This window comes from Streptomyces yongxingensis, assembly GCF_055597465.1.
Genome location: NZ_CM145717.1, coordinates 8,462,463 through 8,487,616 on the forward strand (window position 1 = coordinate 8,462,463; position 25,154 = coordinate 8,487,616).

A 25,154-nucleotide genomic window follows, 5' to 3' on the forward strand; every position below is an offset into this window, starting at 1 on the left:
GGGAGGTGCCCCCTGACGGGCTGAAATCAGCCCCTCCGGCGCTTGAGGAGCGGGGTCTGGGGCGGAGCCCCAGTTGAGGGAAGGGGCGGGGAGGGGAGCAGCACGCCGCAGGCGTACGCGTACCGTCGGACACCCCTTAGGACAGGACGTACAGCGCGGGCGCCAGTAGGCCCAGGAAGCCCAGGTCGTAGGCGTAGAGCCCGAGCTTGCGGGCGCTCAGCCAGCGCCCCCGCAGCGGGCCCTCGCGCAGTTGGGCCGCGTGGAGAGCGGTGGCGGGCAGCAGGGTCAGCAGGGTCCACCACGGCCACCGGGTGGCCAGGCCCAGGACGCAGATCAGCGTGGCCGAGGCCAGGAAGAAGACGGCCATGGCGGTCTTGTAGACCCGCGGCCCGGTCGACGCGGCCAGCGTCCGGCGGCCCACCGAGCGGTCCCCGTCCGCGTCGTTGACGTTGGAGTAGCTGCTCACCATGACCAGCCAGAGCCCCAGCAACAGGCCCACCAGCACCGCGGGGGACGACCAGTGCCGCTCCACCGCCAGGTACGGGGCCAGCAGCCCGGCCGTGGTGGCCAGGCACAGCAGGGTCTCCGCACCGCCCTGGTGATAGCTCAGCCGCAGCCCGGCCGAGTACTGCACGCTGAAGAAGAACCCGACCCCGTAGAGGAGGTAGGCCACGGCCGGGGCCCGCCAGTCCAGCGCCCAGAACGCGCCGATCCCCGCCAGCACCGCGACCGAGGCCGCACAGGCGATGAACCGCACCGCCTCGCGCTCGGTGACCGCCCCGCTGAGCAGCGGCTTGCCGCGGATGTCGCGCCCCGTGTCGCCGGCCTTGTAGTTGCGGGCGTCGCTGCCGTTGCGGAAGCCCACCAGGTCATCGGTGGCGCAGGTGCAGGTGACGATGCCCATGGAGCCGAGCAGGAACAGCAGCATCGCGGCGGTGGTCCCCGGGCGGTCGCGCGCCTGCGGGCTCAGTGTGAGCCAGGCCATGCCCCAGCCGAAGTAGTTCTGGTACACGAAGATCTTCGACAGCCGGAACAGACCGCGCGCCACGTCCCCGCCGCGGCGGGTGCGCGCCGTCGTCCGGCTCTCGCTCGTCAGCGAGGTCACGGCCGTCCTCCCCGGGCCGGGGTCCGCTCCCGCGCCAGGCCCACATAGTTCTCGGCGAAATCGCGCGCGGCGGCGGGGGAGCGCACCACGGCCTCGAGCCGGGCGTACTGCAGCCGCCCGTCGAACACCCGGCCCTCCGCCGGCCGGTGCAGCAGCCGCGACATCCAGTCGGAGAACTCCTGCGCCTGCCAGACCCCGGGCAGACAGGCGGCCGAATAGCCGTCCAGCGGGCCGCGGTCGCCGGTTTCGTAGAACTCCCGGAGGGCCGCGGCGAGCACCTTGACGTCCGCCACGGCGAGGTTGAGCCCCTTGGCCGCGGTCGGCGGCACGATGTGCGCGGCGTCACCGGCCAGGAACAGCCGCCCGTAGCTCATCGGCTCGGTGACGAAGCCACGCAGCGCCACACAGCTCTTCTCCAGGACCGGGCCCTCGGCCAGCTCCGGGGCGCCGTCGATGTCCAGACGGGTGTGCAGCTCCTTCCAGATCCGCTCATCGGGCCAGTTCTCCACCGACTCACCGGCCTCCACCTGGAGATAGAGCCGGCTCACCGCGGGGGAGCGCATGCTGTGCAGCGCGAAGCCGCGGCCGTGCACCGCGTAGATCAGCTCCTCGGCGGCGGGCGGGGCCTGGGCCAGCACCCCGAGCCAGGCGTACGGATACGCGCGCTCGTAGGTCGTCAGCGCGCCGGGCGGCACGGACCGGCGGGAGACCCCGTGGAATCCGTCGCAGCCCGCGACGAAGTCACAGGCGATCTCCACCGGTTCGCCCGCCACCGTGCAGCGCACGGCCGGTGCGTCCGTCTCCAGGCCCCGCAGCTCGACGTCGGGCACGTCGAACCACAGCCGGGCCCCGGCCTCCGTCCGGGCCCGGATCAGGTCCTTCACCAGCTCCTGCTGGCCGTACATGTGGACGGTCCGGCCGGTCAGCTCGGTGAAGGGCATCCGGTGGGCACGAGAGCCGAACCGGAAGACGAAGCCCTCGTGGACCAGCCCCTCGCGGTCCAGCCGGTCCGCCAGACCGGCCTCGCGCAGGAAGTCCACGGTGCCGCCCTCCAGCAGCCCGGCCCGCACCCGCCGCTCCACGTGAGCCCGGCTCCGCCGCTCCAGCACGATCGAGTCCACCCCGGAGAGCTGGAGCAGATGGGAGAGCAGCAGCCCGCCGGGGCCCGCCCCGACGATCGCCACCCGCGTTGTCAGGCGCTTCACGGATGCCCCCTCATCCCACGCTGACGGTGGGGGACTCGGGGGTGTCCTGCGGGCCCGCCTCCTCGGCGAGGCGCATGGCCTCCTCGATCAGGGTCTCCACGATCTTGCTCTCGGGGACCGTCTTGATGACCTTCCCCTTGACGAAGATCTGGCCCTTGCCATTGCCCGAGGCCACACCGAGATCGGCCTCCCGCGCCTCCCCGGGGCCGTTCACCACACACCCCATCACCGCGACCCGCAGCGGCACTTCCATGCCCTCGAGACCGGCGGTGACCTGGTCGGCCAGCTTGTACACATCCACCTGGGCCCGGCCGCAGGAGGGGCAGGAGACGATCTCCAGCTTGCGCGGCCGCAGATTGAGCGACTGCAGGATCTGGGTGCCGACCTTCACCTCCTCCATCGGAGGCGCCGACAGCGACACCCGGATGGTGTCGCCGATGCCCTGCCGCAGCAGCGCGCCGAAGGCCACCGCGGACTTGACGGTGCCCTGGAAGGCGGGGCCCGCCTCGGTCACCCCCAGGTGCAGCGGATAGTCGCAGGACTCGGCGAGCAGCTCATAGGCGCGCACCATGACCACCGGGTCGTTGTGCTTCACCGAGATCTTCAGATCGTGGAAGTCGTGCTCGGCGAAGAGCTCCGCCTCCCACAGCGCCGACTCCACCAGCGCCTCGGGGGTGGCCTTGCCGTGCTTGGCCATCAGCCGCGCGTCCAGCGAGCCGGCGTTCACCCCGATGCGGATCGGGGTGCCGTGGTCCTTCGCGGCGCGGGCGATCTCCTTGACCTTGTCGTCGAACTTCTTGATGTTCCCCGGGTTCACCCGCACCGCCGCGCACCCCGCCTCGATGGCGGCGAACACGTACTTGGGCTGGAAGTGGATGTCGGCGATCACCGGGATCTTGGACTTGCGGGCGATCCGCGGCAGCGCGTCGGCGTCGTCCTGGCTGGGGCAGGCCACCCGGACGATGTCACAGCCGGTCGCGGTCAGCTCGGCGATCTGCTGGAGGGTGGCGTTGACATCGGCGGTGACGGTGGTCGTCATGGACTGCACGGAGACGGGGAAGTCGCTGCCGACCCCCACCGGGCCGACGCGGAGCTGACGGGTGACACGGCGCTTGCCGAGCACCGGTGGCGGCGCGGCGGGCAGGCCGAGATCGACGGTCATCGGGAATCCTCCTCAAGGCGCCGGACGCCCGGCGTACGGTCGGCCGCGATCCGCGTCCGGATCGAGCGGGCCAGGTTTTCGGGGCTCAGGCCGCATTCGGCGAGGATGTCGGCGCGTTTGCCGTGGTCCAGGAAGCGCTGCGGAAGCCCGAAACCGGAGACCGGGGCCGGGACACCGGCGTCGCGCAACTCCTGGGCGAGCAGGGAGCCGTAGCCGCCCACGCGCAGGTTGTCCTCGACGGTCACCACGAGCCGGTACTGCTCCGCCAGCTTGATCAGGGACGGGCTGACCGGTTTGAGCCAGCCGGGGTCCACCACGGTGACGCCCAGGCCCTCCTCGGTGAGCCGGTGCGCCGCCTCGCACGCCGTCGCGGCCATGGCGCCCACGGACACCAGCAGGACGTCGTCGCCGGGGGAGCGGTGCAGCACATCGATGCCGTCGTGCTGGTCGACGGCGGGGATGTCGGGCCCCACCGGGCCCTTGGGGAACCGGATGGCGCTGGGGCCGTCGGTGAGCGCCACCGCCTCGCGCAGCGCGCTGCGCAGGGAGGCTCCGTCGCGGGGCGCCGCGACCCGCAGGCCGGGCACGATCCCGAGCACCGACAGATCCCACATGCCGTTGTGGGAGGCCCCGTCGTCGCCGGTGACCCCGGCCCGGTCCAGGACGAACACCACCGGGCAGGAGTGCATCGCCACATCCATCAGCAGTTGGTCGAAGCCGCGGCCCAGGAACGTGGAGTACACGGCCACCACCGGCACCATCCCCGCCATGGCGAGCCCCGCGGCCGAGGTGACCGCGTGCTGCTCGGCGATGCCGACGTCGAAGACCCGGTCGGGGAACTCCTCGGCGTACGCCGCGAGCCCGGTGGGCTGGAGCATCGCCGCCGTCACCGCCACCACCTCGGGGCGCTCACGGCCGATCGCGACCAGCTCCGCGCCGAAGACCGAGGTCCAGGACGGGCCCGGGGAACCCAGCGGTTCGCCGGTGGCCGGGTCGCTGACGCCGACCGCGTGGTGGTGGTCGCGCTCGTCGTCCTCCGCGCGCCGGTAGCCGTGGCCCTTACGGGTCAGACAGTGCACCACGACCGGCCCGCCGAACCCGGCGGCCTGCCGCAGGGCGGCCTCCACCGCCGCGATGTCGTGTCCGTCGACCGGCCCGAGGTACTTCAGGCCCAGGTCGGCGAAGAGGCCCTGCGGGGCCAGCATGTCCTTCAGCCCCGCCTTGACCGCGTGCAGCGCCTCGTAGAGCTTCGGGGTCTGCCGCAACTGGTGCTTGGACCACTCCAGGAACCGCTCGTAGTCGGGGGAGGTGCGCAGGCCCGCCAGATAGGTGGCGAGGCCGCCCGTGGTGGGCGCGTAGGAACGGCCGTTGTCGTTCACCACGATGACGACGGGACGGTCGGGGGCGCCGGAGATGTTGTTCAGCGCCTCCCAGGCCATGCCGCCGGTCAGCGCCCCGTCCCCGATGACGGCCACCACCGCGCGGTCGGTCTCGCCCCGCAGCCGGAACCCCTTGGCGAGGCCGTCGGCGTAGGACAGCACGGTGGAGGCGTGGCTGTTCTCGATGGTGTCGTGCTCGGACTCCGCCCGGCTGGGGTAACCGGACAGGCCCCCTTTCTGCCGGAGCCGGTCGAAGCCCTCCCGGCGGCCGGTCAGGATCTTGTGCACATACGCCTGGTGCCCGGTGTCCCACAGGATGCGGTCCCTGGGGGAGTCGAAGACGCGGTGCAGGGCGATGGTGAGTTCGACGGTGCCCAGATTGGGCCCCAGGTGCCCGCCGGTCCGCAGCACCTTGTCGATGAGGAAGTGCCTGATCTCACGGGCGAGTTCGGTGAGCTGGCCGGCGTCCAGGTGCTTGATGTCGGCGGGATCGTGGATGGTCTCCAGCAGTGTCATCCGGGCTTGCTCCCTGAAGCTTCGGTGCCGCCGGGTGCGGTCGCTGTCGGTGTCCATCGGTGGCCTCAGGCGCTCCGGTAGGCGACCTCGTGGGCCATGGCGGCCAGTTCCTCCCGCCACTCCGGCTCCAGCGGGGCCTCGGCGATGGCGCGGCAGGCCCGCTCGACGAGCCCGTCGATGTGCTTCTCGACGTCGTCGCGCACACCCGTCTCGATCAGCAGCTCCCGCAGGTGGTCGGCGCCCCGCAGCCGAGCGGGCACCAGCTCGCGGATGTGCGCGTCGCGCTGGATGGCCAGGGCCATCAGCAGCGTCATCTTGTGCTGCTCGAAGTCCAGGCCGCTCGGCTTGCCGGTGACCTCGGCGTCCCCGAAGGCGTCCAGGAGGTCGTCCCGGAGCTGGAACGCCTCACCGAGCGCGGCCCCGTAACTCTCGAAGGCCGGCGCCGCGTCGGCGCGGCCGGCCACCGCGGCGCCCAGGACCAGCGGGCGGTGGATGGTGTAGCGGCCGGACTTGGCGATGGCGATCCACCGCGAGGTCTCCGGGTCCGGCTCGAATTCCACGGACGCCGCCACGTCCATGTACTGGCCGACGATCAGCTCCGAGCGCAGCAGATGCCACTCGGCGGCCACCGCGGGCTCCACCTCGGCCATGATCTCGTCGGAGTAGACCAGGGCCAGATCGCCCGCGAGGATCGCCACGTTCTCCCCGAAGCGCTCCGCCGTGCCCCGCCATCCGCGCTCGCGGTGCAGCACGGCCTGGCTGGTGTGCACGGTCGGCGCGCCACGGCGCACCGCGGACTCGTCCATCACATCGTCGTGGATCAGCGCACAGGCGTGCAGCAGCTCCAGCGCGGCGGCGACGGGGATGACCCGGCCGTCCTCCGGATCGCCGCCGGCGGCCAGATAGCCGCTCAGGCAGAACGCCGGGCGCATGCGCTTGCCGCCCGCGTTGACCAGGTCGGCGATCGCGTCGATGGGGACGCTGGAGCGGGGGTCGAGACCGTGCCAGCGCTCGTACTCGGCGGACAGGAAGGAGTGCAGCCGCTCCTCGACCCGGGGCAGCAGGCTCGTCAGCGTCCGGCGGGCGGTGGTGGCCGGGGCCGAGGCGGGGCGGGGGGTCGCCATCGTATGGACCGTCACTTCGTCCTCCTAGGGGTTCCGGCCGGTGCGTCCGATGGGACCTTCGACCAGGCGTCGTCGAGCCGTTCCCGGTCGTCGGACCGGATGCCGTCGGTGAGCTGCAGGGGCATGGAGAAGACCACGTCCTCGACGGCCGTGGACTCGATGTCGACCTGGTCATGGCCGAACTCGGCCAGCCGGTCGAGGAGTTGGTGGACGAGGGCTTCGGGGACGCTGGCGCCGGAGCTGACGCCGACGGTGGTCACGCCCTCCAGCCAGCCGCTGTCCAGCCGGGAGACGTCCGGGACCAGTTGGGCGGGGGTTCCGGCGTCGCGGGCGACATCGACCATCCGCTGGGAGTTGCTGGAGTTCTCCGAGCCGACCACCAGCACCAGATCGGCCTGCCGGGCGAGGGACTTGATGCCGTTCTGCCGGTTCTGGCTGGCGTAGCAGATGGTGTCGGTCCCGGGGCCAGCGATGTCGTCGAACCGCTCGGTGAGGGCGCGGACGATGCCGGCGGTCTCGTCGACCGACAGGGTGGTCTGGGTCAGATAGGCCACCGGGGTGTCCCGGGGCAGGTCCAGCCGTTCGACGTCCTCGACGGTCTCCACGACCAGGGTCTCCCGCGGAGCCTCCCCGCGAGTCCCTTCCGTTTCCTCGTGTTCCGCGTGCCCCACGAGCAGCAGTACCCGGCCGTCCCGGACCACCCGGCGCGCCTGTTGGTGCACCTTGGCCACCAGTGGGCAGGTGGCGTCGATGACCTGCAGATTTCTTGTGGACGCACCGGCGCGGACGGCGGGCGACACACCGTGTGCGGAAAAGAGGCACACGGCCCCTTCGGGAACGTCGTATTCCGATTCCACGAAGCGTGCGCCCTTGCGCTCCAGGAGGCTGACGACGTAGTGGTTGTGGACGATCTGTTTTCGAACATAAATAGGCGGGCCGTATACCTCAAGCGCCCGCTCCACCATGGCAATGGCGCGGCGGACGCCCGCGCAGAAACCTCGGGGTTCGGCGAGGATGACGCGTTTGCGGGGCGCTCTCGTGTCGGACTGGGAAGTCTTCGTGCTGAAGTGCATGACGTATTGCTCCAACGCCGGCTTGCGCTTCGGATGAGAATGGGCGCGTCACTGTGCGGCCATGTCGCCGTAGGGCGGGCATGGCTTTGTCCTGGCGTTTTCGGATGGCTGTCGAAGGATCGGCGGCCCAGCGGTCAGCAATTGCTCACACAGCCGTGATGGCCTTGCTGACCTGGGGAAATGCCGAAAAAGCCACTACCGGGAGGCAGGGCGTCAAGGACGGTCTCCGGAAGCCGGCGCTCGGAGACGATGCGATGGAAGAGACATTCACTTACCCCCGTAAGTCTCATGTGAGTTCTACGCCGTCCGATGCAGTTCCCCCGTCGGATAAGCGCAGGCCGAAAACACTATAGAAGGCGAGTCTGAGTGCAAGTCTTGCGTATGTGACCTTCGTCACATTCCGAAATATCGGCGGAACTGTCGCTTACGGTTACACCCCATTGCTAAGCTCCCTGCCGCGTTGAATCGACCGTGTCGTCGACTGCGCAACGGGGGCTCTGAGCCGGAAATTCCGGTAGTAACCGCTGGTAACTCTTCGAGTGAATTCACTCGAAGGAGTGATGGACGCATATCCATCATTTCTATCTCCGCTGGTCGCGGTTTTGCGATCGGGAGCGGATGCGTCTGTTTCCTCGGTTCCGTCGACCCGTCCGGCCCGCCGGTTCGGGGGTCCTCACGGGTGTCCCGCGCCGCCTCGGCGCTTCAGCAGGATGTGTCCGGCCCGACCAGTGGAGGCTTCCTACATGACCGCTCCCGGCCCGACCGCGGAGAAGGTGACCGCTCAGCAGCCGCCGTGGCCCGACCCGGACCGGCTCGAGGAGATCCGGCACGCCCTGAGCGGCCGCCCCGCGCTGATCCCCCCGGAGGAGACCGAGCAGCTCACCCGGCGGATGGCCGCGGTGCAGCGCGGCGAGGCCGCCGTCCTCCAGGGCGGGGACTGCGCCGAGCTGTTCACCGACGCCGCACCGCGGGTGGTGCGGCGCAAACTGGGGCAGCTGCGCGAGCTGTCCACGGTGATCCGCACCGGTCTCGGCCTTCCGGTGGTGACGATGGGCCGGATCGCGGGCCAGTACGCCAAGCCCAGATCGGCGCCGTACGACATGCTCGCCGACGGGAGCCGGTTACCCGTCTACCGGGGAGACGCGGTCAACGGCGCCGCCGCCGATCCGCACGCCCGGATCCCCGACCCGGACCGGCTGCTCACCGCCTACGACACCGCGGCCGCCGTGCTGTCCACGATGCGGAACGAACAGACGGCCCACGACGACGCGGAGCGGATCCACGCCTCCCATGAACTGCTGCTGCTCCCCTACGAATTGCCCCTGATCCGGGCGGCCGCCGACGGCGGCGGCTTCGCCTCCTCCCTCCACTTCGGCTGGATCGGCGAGCGGACCAGGGACCCCGCGGGACCGCACATCCGGCTGGCCGTCTCGATCCGCAACCCGGTCGGCGTCAAGGTCGGGCCCTCCGCGACCCCCGCGGACCTCGTGGAGCTGGCCCGGCTGCTCAACCCCGAGCACCGGCCCGGCCGGCTGGCCTTCATCGTGCGCATGGGCGCGGACCGGATCGGCCGGCTGCTGCCGCCGCTGGTGGAGGCGGTCGCGGAGACCGGGATCCCGGTGGTCTGGCTGAGCGATCCCATGCACGGCAACACCATCCGCTCCGGAAGCGGTCACAAGACCAGAACCCTGTGGGCGATCCGCGACGAGATGGCCGCGTTCCACCGGATCCTGCGGGACCGCCGTCAGTGGCCCGGCGGGCTGCACCTGGAGCTGACGCCGGAACCGGTCACCGAGTGCGTCGCGGAGGCCGCGGACGCCGGGACCGCCGCGTTCCCCCGGTTCCGGTCCCCCTGTGACCCCCGGCTGAACCCCGAGCAGGCCGCCGAAACGGTCCACGCGTTCACCTCGCTGCTCCGCGCGGGGTGAACCGTGCCGGTCATCCTTAAGTTCCGATAGGTTCGAGGTTTCGATGCGCACGCTGCTGGTAGACAACTACGACTCGTTCACCTACAACCTGTTCCACTACCTGGCCGAGGTGGGCGGCCAGGAGCCCGAGGTGATCCGGCACGACGACCCCGGCTGGAAGCCCGAGATGCTGCGGGACTTCGACAACGTCGTCATCTCCCCCGGACCCGGCAGCCCCGAGCGCGCGGCCGACTTCGGCGTCTGCCGCGACATCGTCCTCGACGGCGCCCTGCCACTGCTCGGCGTCTGCCTGGGCCACCAGGGGGTGGGCCTGCTGAGCGGCGCCCGGGTGGTCCGGGCGCCGGAGCCCCGGCACGGGCGGCTGTCCCGGGTGACCCACGACGGCACCGGCCTCTTCACCGGACTGCCCAGCCCCTTCGACGTCGTCCGCTACCACTCGCTCACCGTCACCGACCTGCCCGAGGAGCTGCGGGCCACCGCCTGGACCGAGGACGGTGTGCTGATGGGGATCGCCCACCGCGAACGGCCCCTGTGGGGCGTGCAGTTCCACCCCGAGTCCATCTGCACCGAGCACGGCCGGCTGCTGCTGGGCAACTTCGCCGACCTCACCCGGTCCTGGCAGACCCGCCGGGGAGTGGAACCGGCGGCGCGGCGGCGCGGCACACGCTCCCCGCGCGGCGGCGCCGAGCCTACCGCCGCGCCGCGCGCCACCCCGCGGTCCCTGCGGGTGCTGGTGGAGACCCTGCCCACCCGCTGGTCCGACGAGGTGGTCTTCGACCGGCTCTTCCGCGCCGACGGACACGCCTTCTGGCTGGACAGCAGCGCCACCGGGGGCGAGCGCGGACGGTTCTCGATGATGGGGGACGCCTCCGGGCCGCTGGCCCGGGTGGCCACCGCCGACACCTGGGCGGGCACGGTCACCGTCACCGCGGGCGGCACCCGCGAGGTGCTGCACGAGGAGTTCCTGACCTGGATCGAGCGCGACCTGCGCGGCGCCCGGGTCCAACTGCCCGCGCTGCCCTTCGACTTCGCCCTCGGCTGGACCGGATACCTCGGGTACGAGCTCAAGGCCGAATGCGGCGGCGAGCGGACCCACCGCTCCTCGGAGCCCGACGCCGCGATGGTCTTCGCGGACCGCGCCGTGGTGTTCGACCACGAGACCTCGACCACCTACCTCCTCGCCCTGGCGGAGGAGGGCGAGAAGCGGGGCGGCGAGGAGCAGGCCCGGGCATGGCTGCGCGAGACCGCCGACCGGCTGGCGGAGCTGGCCGGGCGGGAGCCCCGCCCCACCCCGCTCACCACCGGCCCGGACGAGGTACGGCTGCGCCACGACCGCGAGCGCTACCTGGAGATGATCGCCACCTGCCAGGAGCTGATCGCCGCGGGGGAGACCTACGAGGTGTGCCTGACGAACATGGCCGAGGCCGACGGCCCGGTGGACCCGTGGGCCGCGTACCAGTATCTGCGCCGGCTCAGCCCCGCGCCGTTCGCCGCCCTGCTCCGCTTCGGCCCGCTGTCCGTGCTGAGCACCTCGCCCGAGCGCTTCGTACGGGTCTTCCGGGACGGCACCGTGGAGTCCCAGCCGATCAAGGGCACCCGGCCGCGCGGCGGCTCCCCGGCCGAGGACGAGCTGCTGCGGGTGGACCTCGCCACCAGCGAGAAGGACCGCTCCGAGAACCTGATGATCGTCGATCTGGTGCGCAACGACCTCGGCCGCACCGCGGAGATCGGCTCGGTGCGGGTGCCCAGGATATTCGACGTCGAGACCTATGCGACGGTCCATCAACTGGTCAGCACCGTACGCGCCACCCTGCGGCCGTCCGGCTCCGCGGTCGAGAGCGTGCGCGCCGCCTTCCCCGGCGGGTCGATGACCGGCGCGCCCAAGATCCGCACCATGCGGATCATCGACGATCTGGAGGCCGGGCCGCGCGGGGTGTACTCCGGCGCCATCGGCTACTTCTCGCTCTCCGGGGCGTGCGATCTGAGCATCGTGATCCGCACCCTGGTGGTCACCCCGGACCGGGTCCGCTACGGGGTGGGCGGGGCGATCGTGGCGCTGTCCGACCCGGACGAGGAGTTCGAGGAGACGGCGGTGAAGGCGACCCCGCTGCTGCGGCTGCTGGGCGCGGAGTTCCCCGGCCGGGTGGGCACCGAGACGGCGGCGGCCCGCTGAGCGTCCGCCGCGGCCTCGGCTAAGCGCTTGCTCACTCTCCGTGTAGGGTGTGCGCCATGGACGCGGAGCCGAAGAACACCGGAGGCAAGGCCGAGCCCTGGGGCGACATCACCCCCGACGCCGCCCGGCGGCTGGTGAGCGCCGCCGTGCACGCCTTCGCGGAGCGTGGCTACCACGCCACCACCACCCGGGACATCGCCAGCCGCGCCGGAATGAGCCCGGCCGCCCTCTACATCCACTACAAGACCAAGGAAGAGCTGCTCTACCAGATCAGCAAGGTCGGCCATGAGCGGGCCCTGACGATCGTGGAGCGGGCGCGGGACAGCGAGGGCACCCCCGCCGAGCGGCTGGCCGACGCCGTCCGCGCCTTCGTCCGCTGGCACGCCGAGCACCACACGACCGCGCGCGTGGTGCAGTACGAGCTCGGCGCGCTCGCGGAGGAGCACCACGCCGAGGTCATCGCGGTCCGCAAGGCCACGGACGGGGCGGTGCGCTCGATCATCGAGGACGGGGTGAAGGCGGGCGTCTTCGACGTCCCCGACGTCCGCGGCACCACGGTCGCGGTGCTGTCCCTGTGCATCGACGTCGCCCGCTGGTTCAACGCCGGCGGGCGCAGCACCCCCGACGAGGTCGGCGACCTCTACGCGGGTCTGGTGCTGCGCATGGTGGGGGCCGGCGGCGGTCAGGGCCGTCAGCCGTAGAAGCGGACGACCGACTCCGCCACGCACACCGGCTTGTCGCCGCCCTCCCGCTCCACGGTCACCGTCAGCGTCATCTGCACGCCGTCCTTGACCTCGGCCACCTCCACGATCCGGCCGGTGGCGCGCAGCCGGGAGCCGACCGGCACGGGGGAGGGGAAGCGGACCTTGTTGACCCCGTAGTTGATGCCCATCCGCACACCCTCGACCCGCAGCAGCCGCGGGGTGAACGACGGCAGCAGGGACAGCGTCAGATAGCCGTGCGCGATCGTGGTGCCGAATGGACCGGCGGCCGCCTTCTCCGGGTCCACATGGATCCACTGGTGGTCGCCGGTCGCGTCGGCGAACAGATCGATGCGCTTCTGGTCGATCTCCAGCCAGTCGCTGGGGCCGAGTTCCTCGCCGACCGCGGACCGCAGTTCATCGGGCGAGGTGAAGATCCTGGGCTCTGCCATGCGTGCCTCCCGGGCAACCACTCACTAAGCGACTGCTCAGCATGCTTGGCTGACCTGGGCGCTGTCAACGCGGCCCGCGCCGACGCGGCCATCGGCATGCGTCAGCGATCGACGGCAGTCTCAGGTGATTCCGGCGCGCTCGCCGGTCGTCCGGTGCTCAAAGGCTCCGACGAGCGCGCTCCCGGCCGGGGCGGCCGGGTGTCATACGGTGGCGTACCGGCTCATCCGGACCGCGCGCCGGGCCGCCGCCAGGGCTTCGGTGGTCAGCAGCGGCAGCGGCACCACGATGCCGCAGTCCGCGCAGACCGGCCCGGCCGAGGGGTAGCGGTCCAGGTCCTCGCGCCAGACCAGGCCCGCCCGCGCGCACACCGGGCAGGCCGCCCCCGGGCCCGACTCCATCGCCGCGATCAGCCGTCGCAGCACATCCGCGAGGCGGTCGTCGGGATGGGCCGAGGGGCTCTCGCAGGGAATGATGTCGCATCCGCCCCAGGTGCGCAGATGCCAGTCGTCGACAGCGCTCGGCTGCCGGATGCCGAGAAGTTTCTCCTGCCTGCGCCGGGCGGCGAAGTCCGCCTCGTACGCGAGCCACAGGGTGCGGGCCTCCTCGAGCTCCTCAAGGGCGGTGAGCAGCCGTAGGGGGTCCGGCCTGCGATCCTCCGGGGTGATCCCGGAGCGGGTGCACAGATGGTGCCAGGTCGCCCGGTGCCCGTACGGCGCGAACCGTTCCAGGCATTTGCGCAGCGATGTGCGCCGAGCGGTGATGTGTCTGCGTGGATTGCGAACCTCTCGGGCGAGTGCTCTGAAACCGGCCACTTCCTACCACCTCCGCGATTGCGGACCCGACTCGTTGTCGAATGGACGTAACGCAGCGCGATCCGGATCCATCGAATTCCCTGGATCTTCGCGGGCAGTCCTCATCCGTCCCCAAGCGGAAAGAAGTTGACGCCCGCTCATCTTCCGGCTCGCTAATACCGCCGGTAACCTCCGTCCGACGGCAATCGGGAGGAGCGCACATGCGACGACGAACCCCCAGGCCCACCAGGACCCGCAAGCTCACCAGTACCGTGCTCGCCGCGGCCGCCGCGCTCGGCCTCGGCATCGCCCTCGCGGCCCCGGTGCCCCAGCCGGCCCGGGCGGAGCCCGCCCCGGCGGCCGCCACCGACTACTGCCGGGGCCAGTGCTCCGACATCCTCCCGCCGGGCGCCACCGGCAACGCCACCCTCGCCGACATCCTCGCCAACCGGGTGCTGGGCACCCATCCCGAGCACAGCGCCGACCAGCTCGGCCCGTACGGCAACCTGGCGAGCGGCTACCCCACCCTCACCGACGACAAGCTGAACAGCTTCTTCAACGACTCCTCCTTCGGAGTCCCCGCCGACCAGGTCGCCTCGGTGACCAAGCCGCGCGACGACGTCACGATCACCCGCGACAAGAAGACCGGCGTCCCGCACATCCAGGGCACCACCCGCGAGGGCACCGAGTTCGGCGCCGGATACGCCGCCGCCCAGGACCGGCTGTGGCTGATGGACCTCTTCCGTCACGTGGGCCGCGGCGAGCTGACCCCCTTCGCCGGCGGCGCCCCCGCCAACCAGGGCCTGGAGCAGGACTTCTTCCGCCAGGCGCCGTACACCGAAGAGGACTACCAGGCGCAGATCGACTACATCCTCGCCCACGGCGGAGAGCGCGGCCGCCAGGCGCTGGCCGACGCCCAGGCGTATGTCGACGGCATCAACGCCTACGCCAAGAAGTCCAAGGACGGCCGGTACTTCCCCGGGGAGTACGTGCTCACCGGCCATATCGACGCGATCACCAACGCCGGTGAGATCCAGCCGTTCAAACTCACCGACCTGATCGCCCTCGCCTCCGTCGTCGGCGCGCTCTTCGGCAACGGCGGGGGCGGTGAGGTGGAGGGCGCGCTCTCGCTGCTCGCCGCCCAGCAGAAGTACGGCCTCGCCGAGGGCACCAAGGTGTGGGAGTCCTTCCGGGAGCGCAACGACCCGGAGGCGGTGCTGACCGTACGCGACGGCAGCTTCCCGTACGCCGGGAAGCCCGCGCATGCTCAGGGCACCGCCCTGCCCGACGCCGGCTCGGTCACCCCCGAACAGCTCGTCTACGACCGCGAGGGCGCCGCCACCAAGGCCCGCGCCAAGGCCCGCACCCAGGTCAAGCCCCCCAAGCCGTCGCTGGAGCCGCTGCGCGGCATCTACGACGACGGCGTGCTGCCCCGCGATCTGTTCAGCCGTAAGAAGGGCATGTCCAACGCGCTCGTGGTCTCCGGCAAGTACACCGCGAGCGGCCACCCGGTGGCCGTCTTCGGCCCCCAGACCGGCTACTTCGCCCCGCAGCTCCTGATGCTCCAGGAGATCCAGGGCCCGGGGATCAGCGCCCGCGGCGCCTCCTTCGCGGGGGTCGGGATGTACGTCCAGCTCGGCCGGGGCCAGGACTACGCCTGGAGCGCCACCACCTCCGCCCAGGACATCACCGACACCTACGCGGTCGAGCTGTGCTCCCCGGACGGCTCCGCGCCGTCCAAGGACTCCACGTACTACCGCTATCGCGGCGACTGTGTGCCGATGGACAAGCTGGAGCGGCGCAACGCCTGGAAGCCCACCCTCGCCGACTCCACCGCCGCCGGCTCGTACCGGATGCAGGTCTACCGCACCAAGTACGGGCTGGTGACCCACCGCGCGACCGTCGGCGGCAAACCGGTGGCCTACACCATGCTGCGCTCCACCTACCGCCACGAGGCCGACTCCATCATCGGCTTCCAGATGCTCAACGACCCCGGCTATGTGACCGACGCCAAGTCCTTCCAGAGCGCGGCGCAGCACATCAACTACACCTTCAACTGGTTCTACGCCGACTCCCGCCAGACCGGGTACTACAACAGCGGGCTCAACCCGGTGCGCGCCGCGGACGTCGACTCCTCGCTGCCGGTGAGGGCCGAAACCGCCTATGAGTGGCGGGACTTCGACCCGAAGGACAACACCGCGGCCACCACCCCGCCCGCCGAACACCCCCAGTCCGTCGACCAGGACTACTACATCAGCTGGAACAACAAGCTGGCCAAGGACTACAGCGCGGCCGGCTTCGGCAACGGCTCGGTGCACCGCGGCAATCTCCTCGACGACCGGGTGCGCGCCCTGGTCCGCAAGGGCGGTGTCACCCGCTCCGCGCTCACCCGGGCGATGGCCGAGGCCGCCGTCACCGATCTGCGCGGCGAGGACGTGCTGCCGGAGCTGCTGAAGGTGGTGCGCTCCCAGCCCATCGACGACCCCCAGCTTGCCGCGGCCGTACAGCGGCTGGACTCCTGGCAGTCGGCGGGCTCACAGCGCCGTGAGACCAGCGCCGGCTCGCACACCTACGGGCATGCCGAGGCGGTACGGATCATGGACGCCTGGTGGCCGCTGCTGGTCGAGGCCGAGTTCAAGTCCGGCCTGGGCGACAGGCTCTATGACGCGCTGCGCACCAATCTGACCGTCGACGAATCGCCCTCGGCCGGACACGGCCCCACCGGCTCGCACGCCGGGTCCTCGTTCCAGTACGGCTGGTGGTCCTATGTCGACAAGGATCTGCGCACGGTCCTCGGCGAGGACGTCAAGGGCCCGCTGGCCCGCCCGTACTGCGGCGGCGGGCAGCTCAGCGCCTGCCGTGACGCCCTGCTGGCCGGCCTGAAGACGGCCGTGGGCAAGACCGCCGCCCAGGTCTACCCCGGGGACGACAACTGCTCGGCGGGCGACCAGTGGTGCGCGGACGCCATCATCCACCGGCCGGTCGGCGGGCTCACCCACGACAAGATCAGCTGGCAGAACCGGCCCACCTTCCAGCAGGTCGTGGAGTTCCCGGCGCACCGCTGAGGCCATGAGGGGCGGGGCCTCGCACCCGGCGGGGCCCCGCCCCGGTCCGCTACCCCTCTCCGATCCGGCCCGCGCGCAGCACCACCCGGGCCAGCTCCTCATGGCAGATGTCGCTGTGCGCCCCGGCCGGCGGCACACCGTGCCGGACCACCTCCGAGACATCGACGCTCACACAGCCCCCGGCCGGGAACGGGCCGTCCAGCGCCTCGGCCAGCTCCAGCCGCGGGCAGCCCTCCACCGCCTGGACGCCGTCGTACCCGATCGCCCCCCAGCGGATGTCGCCCGGCAGCAGCGAGGCATCGTCCCAGGACACCCGCGACGCCACCGGGTACAGCAGCCCCAGCGCGGTGTCATGGCGCGAATGGCAGGACACCACGGGCCCGCTGACCCGGTGCGTGGCGTCGTGCAGCACCCCGCCGCGGTCGGCGGCGTGCGGCAGCCGCCCGGCGAAGGCGTAATGCGAGAACGCCCCCTGGAGCAGGGTCACCGATGCCACCGCGGCGCCCTCCGGCAGCCCGGTCAGCGCGAACGACACCAGCCGGCCGCCGAAGCTGTGGCCGACCAGATGGAGCCGCGGCGCGGGCCGGAGGGCCGCGAGGGCGCCGAGCACCGGACCGAGGCCCTCGCGCCCGACCGTGCCGGCCCGCCGCTTCATCACGTAGTACGTCCCCTGGCGCAGCAGCTCGTGCGCCCCGTCCCAGAGCCCGCCGAGCCCGCTGTCGAAGACGGCGCGGTCCTCGGCGTCGGTCTTCCCGCGCGCCTCGGTGAGCGCGGCGGCGAACCGCTCACAGACCTCCGTCACGTCCTCCCCGAACATCGCCGGTACGCCGTCCTCGTCCGCCTCCGCGTCCGTGTCCGCCGCGTCCCCCGCGCCGCCGGACATCCCGCGGACCCGCACAAGACCGCGCACCAGCACCGCGAACTCGTCCAGCGCCACCGGCCGTTCCGGCCGCTCGGCCAGCAGCTCCGCGAGGCGCGCCACGATCTGCTGCCGCCCCGGGAAGACCGCGTCCAGCGCCCGGTGGGTCTCCGCGTCCAGCCCCGGGGGCGCGCCGGGCGCCTGTTCCCGGGGTAAACCCCCGAGCGACTCGTCGGCGAACCGCATCGACGGCCACACCACTCCCACATAGCCCGGCCGCGCCGGGCCCGCCTCGCCGAGCAGCCCCGGGAAGGGCGCGAAGAAGCGGTCGTACAGTCGTGTGGCCATCGTCCGGGTGTTGTTCCAGCCGTGCGAGAACACCACCAGATCGGTGAGCTCCTGCTGAGCGGCCTGTTCCAGCAGCCGGTCCCGCTGCCGGGTGTCGACGTCCCCGTCCGCGTCGAATCTCAGCTCCCAGTACGGCCTTACGCTCATCCCCGTCATCGTTCTTTCCCCTCGGATGGTCCGATGTGCGTGCATCGTCCCAACTGCCCGGACCGCTGGCCATACGACACGCATACGGTCGCCGTCGGACAATCGGCCAGCCGTTCGACTTACCCGGAATGGGACGGGCGGAACCTGGAATGCCGGGCTCCGTCACCATCCGGCGATAGGGAATTCCCGAATATCCATCGGAAGAATATCGCCGCTGTTCTCGGGATCAGTTCATGACAAGGCGCTGCACTATGCTGCGAACGGAAACGTCATTGGGGTGCCGAATACTCTTCGAGCGGAAGGCCGGAATGCCCTTAAAGGATCGATGGCAGTACCCGACGGCGCTGCTGGACACCACGATGGACCAGCTCAGGACGTTGCTCGCGGTCCATGAGGCGGGCACCGCGCTGGGCGCCGCCCGGCTACTGGGGCGGGAGCAGTCCAGTGTGCAGAAACAACTGGACACCCTGAACCGGAACTTTGGCGCACTGTGCGGAGAGCCGCTGGTGGTCAAACGGGGACGCAGCCAGAATGTGCTCTTCACCGCGACCGGGGAGTCGCTCGCCGGACTCGCGCGCGGCACCCTGGAGGACTGGCGGGAGGGGCTGCACGACTGCCGCCGCCGGCTCGGCAGCCGGCTCGTGGTCGGCTCGACCCGTTACACCCTCGGCTTTCTGCTGAATGCCGTGGAGTTGGTCACCGAGGAATTCGACGGCCGGGGCGTCGAGCTCAAGGTCGAGCATGTGCGCACCCGGGATCTGCTCCAGCGGCTCGACGCCAAGGAGCTCGACCTGGTCTGCGGCAGCGTCCTCACCACGGCGGGCCACGACGGCCGGCTCGACGGCTTCGAGGTGATGGAGTGGCGGCGCAGCGGCCTTTCCCTGGTCACCAACCTCGACGCCGAGGAGCTGCCCGGGCCCTCGGTCCCGGTGAGCGAGCTGCCCCGGCTGCCGCTCGCGGTCTCGGCCGACGGCCTCATACCCGGCTTCCTGCGCGGCTGGTTCGGCGCCCGCTACCGCCAGGAGCTGCACATCGCCGCCGAGATCGACACCGTGCAGTACGGTCTTGAGCTGCTCTCCTCCGGGGTGCTGCGCGGCTGTGTGCTGGTCACCGAGGGCATCGGCGACGCGGTGGCCGACGGACGGATCCGGGCCGGGGCCGGGCTGCGCACCCTGGAGCTGGCCGACGGCATGGGGCCGGAGCTGGAAGTGCTGGTCGGGGTGTTCGTACGGGCCGGGGAGCGCACCGCGCAGGACGCCGGCCATCCGCTCAATGTGCTGTGGAGCGCGCTCGCCGGGGAGAACGCGCGGTGGCGCAGCGTCATGCGCAAGGAACGCCCCGGCCGGTAACCCGCCCGCCGTCGGCGGGTAACCCCTCGGCCGTCCGTGAGGTGGCGGATGTGCCCCTTCCGTTGGCACATACCGACTGGTTAGTCTGCGCTGGGCGGAAGCCGAGCCGGGCAGGAGCCGAGCCGGGCGGAAGCCGATCGAAGTCGAGCCGAGCCGATCCGAGGAGCTGCGAATCGTGGGTACCGTGCGTGGGGCGCGTGTAGTGGTCACCGGAGCGGGCGGCGGCATCGGCGCCGCCCTCGCCCGGCGCTTCGCCGCCGAGGGCGCCCAGGTCGTGGTCAACGATCTCGACGCCGCCAAGGCCGCCGCCGTCGCCGGGGAGATCGGCGGGATCCCGGTCCCCGGGGACGCCTCCGGTGTCGTACCCGCGGCGCGCGAGGCGCTGGGCGGCGCCATCGACATCTTCTGCGCCAACGCGGGCGTCGGCCACGACGGCGGCCCCGAGGCCGACGAGGCGCTGTGGCAGCAGTCCTGGGACGTCAATGTGATGGCCCATGTGCGGGCCGCCCGGGAGCTGCTGCCCGAGTGGCTGGAGCGCGGCAGCGGCCGCTTCGTGGCCACCGTCTCCGCCGCCGGGATCCTCACCATGATCGGCTCGGCGCCGTACGCCGTCTCCAAGCACGCCGCGCTCGCCTTCGCCGAATGGCTCTCGGCCACCTACCGCCACCGCGGCATCGGCGTCCACGCCGTCTGCCCGCAGGGGGTGCGCACCGACATGCTCACCGCCTCCGGGACCGCCGGGGAGCTGGTGCTGGCGCCCACCGCGATCGAGCCCGAGCAGGTGGCCGACGCCGTCCTCGCGGGCATCGACGAGGAGCGCTTCCTGATCCTCCCGCACCCCGAGGTGGCCCGCCACTACGCCTCCCGCGCCGGTGACACCGACCGCTGGCTGGGCGGCATCAACAAGCTGCAGCGCAAGCTCGAAGGGCTCGAGGCGGCGTCCGGGGCGGGCTGACCCCGCGCCCGGTCGCTCCCGTATCTTGCGTATCCCTCCGCCCACCACCCTCACCCCCGTCCAGACAGGGCCGCCCCGATGACGACGTACCAGGACCAGCCATGGCTCGCTCAGCTCACTGAGAAACAGCGCCAGAGGATCATCCCGCGGCCGAGTCCGCTGCACGCGTTCCGGGACGCGGTGCGCACCGCCCCCGACCATCCGGCGCTCGCCTACTTCGACGGACGGCTGACCTACCGGGAGACCGACGAGCTCTCCGACGGCATAGCCGGTCATCTCGCCGAGCGCGGCTTCCGGCCCGGCGACCGCGTCGCGATCATGCTCCAGAACACCCCGCACTTCGTGCTCGCGCTGCTGGGGGCGTGGAAGGCGGGCGGCACGGTCGTCCCGGTCAACCCCATGTACAAGGGCGCCGAGCTCGCGCACATCCTCGGCGACGCCGAGGTGAGCGCCCTGGTCTGCTCCCGCCACGGCTGGGAGGACTACATACGCGAGACGGCCGCCGCGTCCCCGGTGCGCATCGCGCTCACCGCCGACGCCCGCGACCTCCAGACCCGCGATGACGAGCGGGTGCTGCGCGACCGGCCCATCCCGGTCCCCCAGGACACCGAGGACCTCCTCGCCGTCGCCCGCGCCGGGGCCCGCCCGCCGTCCGTCCCCGCCCCGGGCCTCGATGACATCGCGCTGATCAGCTACACCTCCGGGACCAGCGGCACCCCCAAGGGCGCCACCAACACCCACGGCAACATCTCCTACAACGCCGACCGGCAGCACATCCTCCATGAGCTGCCCACCGGTTCGACGCTCTTCGCGCTGGCCCCGCTGTTCCACATCACCGGCATGGTCTGCGAGCTGTGCGCGTGCATGTCCGGAGCCGGCACCCTGGCCCTGGCCTACCGCTTCGAGACCGGCGTCGTCCTCGACGCCTTCGCCGAGCACCGCCCCCTCTACACCGTGGGCCCCTCCACCGCCTTCATGGCGCTGATGGCCCACCCCCGGGCCACCCGCGACCACTTCTCGTCCTTCCGGATCATCTCCTCCGGCGGCGCGCCGCTGCCGCCCGCGCTGGTCGAGCGGTTCCAGACCGGCTTCGGCCCGTATCTGCACAACGGTTACGGGCTCACCGAGTGCACCGCGCCCTGCGCCAGCGTCCCGCCCGGGGTCCGCGCCCCCGTCGACCCGGTGTCCGGCACCCTCGCCGTCGGCGTCCCCGGCCCCGACACCGTCGTGCGCATCACGGACGACGAGGGCCGGGACGTGCCGTTCGGCGAGCAGGGCGAGATCGTCGTCCGCGGCCCGATGGTGGTGCCCGGCTACTGGCGGCGCCCGGAGGCGACCGCGGCCGCCCTCCCCGACGGGGAACTGCGCACCGGCGACATCGGTTTCATGGACGAGGGCGGCTGGCTGTACGTGGTCGACCGCAAGAAGGACATGATCAACGCCTCGGGGTTCAAGGTGTGGCCGCGTGAGGTCGAGGACGTGCTCTACACTCACCCCGCCGTGCGGGAGGCGGCGGTCGTCGGCAAACCCGACGCGTACCGCGGCGAGACGGTCAAGGCGTATGTGAGCCTCCGATCAGGGGCCGAGGTCACACCGGACGAGCTGGCCGCGTACTGTGCGGAGCGGCTGGCCGCGTACAAGTACCCCCGCGAGGTGGAGATCCTGCCCGAGCTGCCGAAGACGACCAGTGGCAAGATCCTCCGGCGGGAACTGCGAGGATGAGAGAGAAGAGGAAGAGAACGGGTGGCGACCATGGCCAGAGCGACGGACGGTGACGGACAGCCGGTGCCACAGCGGCTGCTGGCCGCTGCCACCCGCCTCTTCGCGGAGCGGGGCTACGACCGGACGTCCGTACAGGAGATCGTCGAGGCGGCGGGCGTCACGAAGGGCGCGCTCTACCACTACTTCGGCTCCAAGGACGATCTGCTCCACGAGATCTACGGCCGGGTGCTCCGGCTCCAGCAGGAGCGGCTGGACGCCTTCGCGGACGCCGACGCGCCGGTGGAGACGCGGCTGCGGGACGCTGCGGCCGATGTCGTGGTGACCACCATCGAGAACCTCGACGACGCGACCATCTTCTTCCGGTCGATGCACCAACTCAGCCCGGAGAAGCACAAGCAGGTGCGCGCCGAGCGGCGCCGCTACCACGAGCGGTTCCGCGCGCTGATCGAGGAGGGACAGCGGGCCGGGGTGTTCAGCTCCCGGACCCCGGCGGACCTGGTGGTGGACTACCACTTCGGCTCGGTCCACCACCTGGGCACCTGGTACCGCCCCGGTGGCCGCTGGGCCCCCCAGGAGGTCGCCGACCACCTGGCCGACCTCCTGATGCGCGCGCTGCGGCCGTAAGCGTCCTCAAGCGCCGGACGGGCTGGAAATTCCAGCCCGTCCAGGGGGCACCTCCCAGCGGTAGCTGGGGGGAGCATCTTCCAGCCTCTCCGGCGCTTGAGGAGCGGGGTCCGGGGCGGAGCCCCGGCGGGGGTGCGGGGGCGGAGCCCCTGCGGTGGGGGCCGGGGGTGCCCCCCGGTTACAGGAAGGGGCGGGGTGGGGAACAAACCCCGCCACCGCCCCGCTTACACGTACCGCTTCAGCTCCCGCCGCGCCAGCGACCGCTGATGCACCTCGTCCGGACCATCGGCCAGCCGAAGCGTACGCGCGGCAGCCCACAGCTCGGCCAGCGGAAAGTCCTGGCTCACCCCACCCGCGCCGTGCAACTGCACCGCCCGGTCCAGGATTTCCACCACCGTGCGCGGAGTCGCGATCTTGATGGCCTGGATCTCGGTGTGCGCCTCGCGATTGCCCACCGTGTCCATCAGCCAGGCCGTCTTCAGCACCAGCAGCCGCAGCTGCTCGACCGCCACCCGCGCGTCCGCGATCCACTCATGGACCTGGCCCTGCTGGGCGAGCGCCTTGCCGAAGGCCGTACGGTCCACGGCCCGTCGGCACATCAGCTCGATACCGCGCTCGGCCATGCCGATCAGCCGCATGCAGTGGTGGATCCGGCCGGGGCCGAGACGGGCCTGGGCGATGGCGAAACCGCCGCCCTCCTCGCCGATGAGGTTGCTCACCGGCACCCGCGCCCGGTCGAAGACCACCTCGGCGTGGCCGCCGTGGTAGTGGTCCTCGTATCCGTACACCCGCATCGCCCGCCGCACCTCGACGCCCGGGGTGTCGCGCGGCACCAGCACCATCGACTGCTGGCGGCGCACATCGGCGCCCTCCGGGTCGGTCTTGCCCATCACGATGAAGATCTTGCAGTCGGGGTTCATCGCCCCGGAGATGTACCACTTGCGCCCGGTGATGACGTACTCGTCGCCGTCGCGCTCGATCCGGGTCTCGATGTTGCTCGCGTCGGACGAGGCGACCTCGGGCTCGGTCATCGCGAAGGCCGACCGGATCTCGCCCGCGAGCAGCGGCTCCAGCCACTGCTTGCGCTGCCGCTCGTCGCCGAACTGGGCGAGCACCTCCATGTTGCCGGTGTCCGGGGCGGCGCAGTTCAGGGCGGTGGGGGCCAGTTGGGGGCTGCGGCCGGTGATCTCCGCGAGCGGGGCGTACTGGAGATTGGTCAGCCCCGCGCCGTACTCGGCGTCGGGCAGGAAGAGGTTCCACAGCCCCTGGCGGCGGGCCTCGGCCTTGAGCTCCTCGACGATCGGCGGGGTGAGCCACGGGGAGTCCAGAGAGGCCCGCTGCTCCTCCACGACCGCCTCCGCCGGGTGGACGTGCTCGTCCATGAAGGCGAGCAGCTTGGCACGGAGTTCTTCGGTCCGGGCGTCGAATGCGAAGTCCATGACGGGATCAGCTCTCCTGGAGGGTGGTGAGGCCGCTGTCGATGAAAGCGGGGACGATGTCGCCGATGCGGTCGAAACCCGCGCCGACGGTCTGGCCGAGGGTGAAGCGGTAGTGGATGCCCTCGAGGATCACCGCGAGCTTGAAGTAGGCGAAGGCGGTGTACCAGGAGACGCCGCCGACATCGCGTCCCGAACCCTCGGCGTAGCGCTGGATCAGCTCGTCCGTGGAGGGGTGGCCGGGGGCGCCCCGGGTGGAGGAGATGGGGGAGTCGGCGAGCTGCGGATGACCGCTGTACATCACGATCAGTCCGAGGTCGGTCAGTGGATCGCCGAGCGTGGACATCTCCCAGTCGAGGATCGCCGTGATCCGGTCGTCGGCGTTCACCAGGACGTTGTCGAGGCGGTAGTCGCCGTGGACGACCGTGGGCGCGGGGGAGGACGGGAGCGCCTTGGCGAGCCGGGTGTGCAGCTCGTCGATCCCGGCCAGCTCCCGGCTGCGCGAGGCGGCGAGCTGCTTGCCCCAGCGGCGCAGCTGCCGCTCCAGGAACCCCTCCGGGCGCCCGAAGTCGCCGAGCCCGACCTCGGCCGGGTCCACGGAGTGCAGCGTCACGAGCGTGTCCACGAGGGAGAGGACGACCGCCCGGGTGCGCTCCGGGCCGATGCCGGCGAGCTGCTCGGCGGTGCGGTACGGGGTGCCCTCGACGAACTCCATGACGTAGAAGGGCGATCCGATGACCGATTCGTCCTGGCACAGCAGCACCGGCTCCGGCACCGGCACGGCCGTCGGGTGCAGGGCGCTGATCACCCGGTGCTCCCGCGCCATGTCATGGGCGGTGGCGAGCACATGGCCCAGCGGCGGACGGCGGACCACCCAGCGGGACGTGCCGTCGGTGACGGTGTAGGTGAGATTCGAGCGGCCGCCTTCGATCAGCTCGGCACTCAGCGGCCCGCGCACCAGCCCCGCGCGTTCGCGGTCGAGGTGGGCGCGGAGCCGTTCGAGGTCGAGCCCTGGGGGATTGCCTGCGTTCATCGAACC

19 protein-coding genes are annotated in these 25,154 nt (G+C 71.5%); 8 read left to right on the forward strand and 11 right to left on the reverse strand.

Annotated elements, in window-relative coordinates:
• Window positions 1-136 precede the first annotated feature (136 nt).
• The 6 genes from ACZ6TD_RS36310 to ispH all read right to left on the reverse strand — a co-directional run bounded on the left by ACZ6TD_RS36310 (window position 137) and on the right by ispH (window position 7,564).
• Window positions 137-1,105, reverse strand: coding sequence for a UbiA family prenyltransferase (locus ACZ6TD_RS36310; RefSeq protein ID WP_471344898.1), 969 nt, complete (start codon window positions 1,103-1,105; stop codon window positions 137-139).
• Window positions 1,102-2,310 (reverse strand): 4-hydroxybenzoate 3-monooxygenase, encoded by a 1,209-nt coding sequence (locus tag ACZ6TD_RS36315; protein WP_471344900.1) that lies wholly within the window; start codon window positions 2,308-2,310, stop codon window positions 1,102-1,104. The genes ACZ6TD_RS36310 and ACZ6TD_RS36315 overlap by 4 nt, the downstream gene beginning before the upstream one ends.
• 10 nt (window positions 2,311-2,320) lie before the next feature.
• Window positions 2,321-3,472 carry a flavodoxin-dependent (E)-4-hydroxy-3-methylbut-2-enyl-diphosphate synthase gene (gene ispG, locus ACZ6TD_RS36320; RefSeq protein WP_471344901.1) on the reverse strand — a complete coding sequence of 384 codons (1,152 nt, stop codon included), beginning with the start codon at window positions 3,470-3,472 and terminating at the stop codon, window positions 2,321-2,323.
• On the reverse strand, window positions 3,469-5,367 hold the full coding sequence (dxs, locus tag ACZ6TD_RS36325; RefSeq protein WP_471344903.1) for a 1-deoxy-D-xylulose-5-phosphate synthase: 1,899 nt from the start codon (window positions 5,365-5,367) through the stop codon (window positions 3,469-3,471). The genes ispG and dxs overlap by 4 nt, the downstream gene beginning before the upstream one ends.
• A gap of 65 nt (window positions 5,368-5,432) precedes the next feature.
• On the reverse strand, window positions 5,433-6,491 hold the full coding sequence (locus ACZ6TD_RS36330) for a polyprenyl synthetase family protein (protein WP_471344905.1): 1,059 nt from the start codon (window positions 6,489-6,491) through the stop codon (window positions 5,433-5,435).
• Window positions 6,492-6,502: 11 nt separating this feature from the next.
• Window positions 6,503-7,564, reverse strand: coding sequence for a 4-hydroxy-3-methylbut-2-enyl diphosphate reductase (ispH, locus tag ACZ6TD_RS36335; protein WP_471344907.1), 1,062 nt, complete (start codon window positions 7,562-7,564; stop codon window positions 6,503-6,505).
• 743 nt (window positions 7,565-8,307) lie between these two features.
• Between ispH and ACZ6TD_RS36340 the strand changes: the two genes are divergently transcribed.
• From ACZ6TD_RS36340 to ACZ6TD_RS36350, 3 genes are read left to right on the forward strand one after another with little or no spacing between them, the layout of a single operon-like run.
• Window positions 8,308-9,492: a 3-deoxy-7-phosphoheptulonate synthase gene (locus ACZ6TD_RS36340; RefSeq protein WP_471344908.1), complete on the forward strand. Its 1,185-nt coding sequence runs from the start codon at window positions 8,308-8,310 to the stop codon at window positions 9,490-9,492.
• A 43-nt stretch (window positions 9,493-9,535) separates the two neighbouring features.
• Window positions 9,536-11,665, forward strand: coding sequence for an aminodeoxychorismate synthase component I (gene pabB, locus ACZ6TD_RS36345; protein WP_471344910.1), 2,130 nt, complete (start codon window positions 9,536-9,538; stop codon window positions 11,663-11,665).
• Between the two features lie 56 nt (window positions 11,666-11,721).
• Window positions 11,722-12,366 (forward strand): TetR family transcriptional regulator, encoded by a 645-nt coding sequence (locus tag ACZ6TD_RS36350; RefSeq protein ID WP_471344912.1) that lies wholly within the window; start codon window positions 11,722-11,724, stop codon window positions 12,364-12,366.
• Here ACZ6TD_RS36350 and ACZ6TD_RS36355 read toward each other — a convergent pair.
• Window positions 12,357-12,818 (reverse strand): MaoC family dehydratase, encoded by a 462-nt coding sequence (locus ACZ6TD_RS36355; protein ID WP_471344913.1) that lies wholly within the window; start codon window positions 12,816-12,818, stop codon window positions 12,357-12,359. The genes ACZ6TD_RS36350 and ACZ6TD_RS36355 overlap by 10 nt on opposite strands.
• Window positions 12,819-13,019: 201 nt before the next feature.
• The gene (locus ACZ6TD_RS36360) at window positions 13,020-13,631 is read right to left on the reverse strand and encodes a hypothetical protein (RefSeq protein ID WP_471344915.1); all 612 of its coding nucleotides are present in this window, start codon (window positions 13,629-13,631) and stop codon (window positions 13,020-13,022) included.
• Between the two features lie 200 nt (window positions 13,632-13,831).
• Between ACZ6TD_RS36360 and ACZ6TD_RS36365 the strand changes: the two genes are divergently transcribed.
• Window positions 13,832-16,675 carry a penicillin acylase family protein gene (locus ACZ6TD_RS36365; protein WP_471344917.1) on the forward strand — a complete coding sequence of 948 codons (2,844 nt, stop codon included), beginning with the start codon at window positions 13,832-13,834 and terminating at the stop codon, window positions 16,673-16,675.
• 49 nt (window positions 16,676-16,724) lie between these two features.
• Here the strand turns inward: ACZ6TD_RS36365 and ACZ6TD_RS36370 are convergent, their stop codons facing one another.
• Window positions 16,725-18,038, reverse strand: a complete 1,314-nt coding sequence (locus ACZ6TD_RS36370; protein WP_471344918.1) for a serine-threonine protein kinase — start codon at window positions 18,036-18,038, stop codon at window positions 16,725-16,727.
• 299 nt (window positions 18,039-18,337) lie between these two features.
• Between ACZ6TD_RS36370 and ACZ6TD_RS36375 the strand changes: the two genes are divergently transcribed.
• The 4 genes from ACZ6TD_RS36375 to ACZ6TD_RS36390 all read left to right on the forward strand — a co-directional run bounded on the left by ACZ6TD_RS36375 (window position 18,338) and on the right by ACZ6TD_RS36390 (window position 22,679).
• Window positions 18,338-19,378, forward strand: a complete 1,041-nt coding sequence (locus ACZ6TD_RS36375; protein WP_471344919.1) for a LysR family transcriptional regulator — start codon at window positions 18,338-18,340, stop codon at window positions 19,376-19,378.
• Window positions 19,379-19,553: 175 nt separating this feature from the next.
• On the forward strand, window positions 19,554-20,333 hold the full coding sequence (locus ACZ6TD_RS36380) for an SDR family oxidoreductase (protein ID WP_471344921.1): 780 nt from the start codon (window positions 19,554-19,556) through the stop codon (window positions 20,331-20,333).
• A gap of 78 nt (window positions 20,334-20,411) precedes the next feature.
• The gene (locus tag ACZ6TD_RS36385; RefSeq protein ID WP_471344923.1) at window positions 20,412-22,055 is read left to right on the forward strand and encodes a class I adenylate-forming enzyme family protein; all 1,644 of its coding nucleotides are present in this window, start codon (window positions 20,412-20,414) and stop codon (window positions 22,053-22,055) included.
• Between the two features lie 30 nt (window positions 22,056-22,085).
• Window positions 22,086-22,679: a TetR/AcrR family transcriptional regulator gene (locus tag ACZ6TD_RS36390; protein ID WP_162001814.1), complete on the forward strand. Its 594-nt coding sequence runs from the start codon at window positions 22,086-22,088 to the stop codon at window positions 22,677-22,679.
• A 224-nt stretch (window positions 22,680-22,903) separates the two neighbouring features.
• Here the strand turns inward: ACZ6TD_RS36390 and ACZ6TD_RS36395 are convergent, their stop codons facing one another.
• Both ACZ6TD_RS36395 and ACZ6TD_RS36400 read right to left on the reverse strand, forming a co-directional pair.
• A complete protein-coding gene (locus ACZ6TD_RS36395) occupies window positions 22,904-24,118 on the reverse strand; it encodes an acyl-CoA dehydrogenase family protein (protein ID WP_471344925.1) in 1,215 nt (404 codons plus the stop codon).
• Window positions 24,119-24,125: 7 nt separating this feature from the next.
• Window positions 24,126-25,148, reverse strand: a complete 1,023-nt coding sequence (locus ACZ6TD_RS36400) for a phosphotransferase family protein (protein WP_471344927.1) — start codon at window positions 25,146-25,148, stop codon at window positions 24,126-24,128.
• Between the last annotated feature and the right edge of the window lie 6 nt (window positions 25,149-25,154).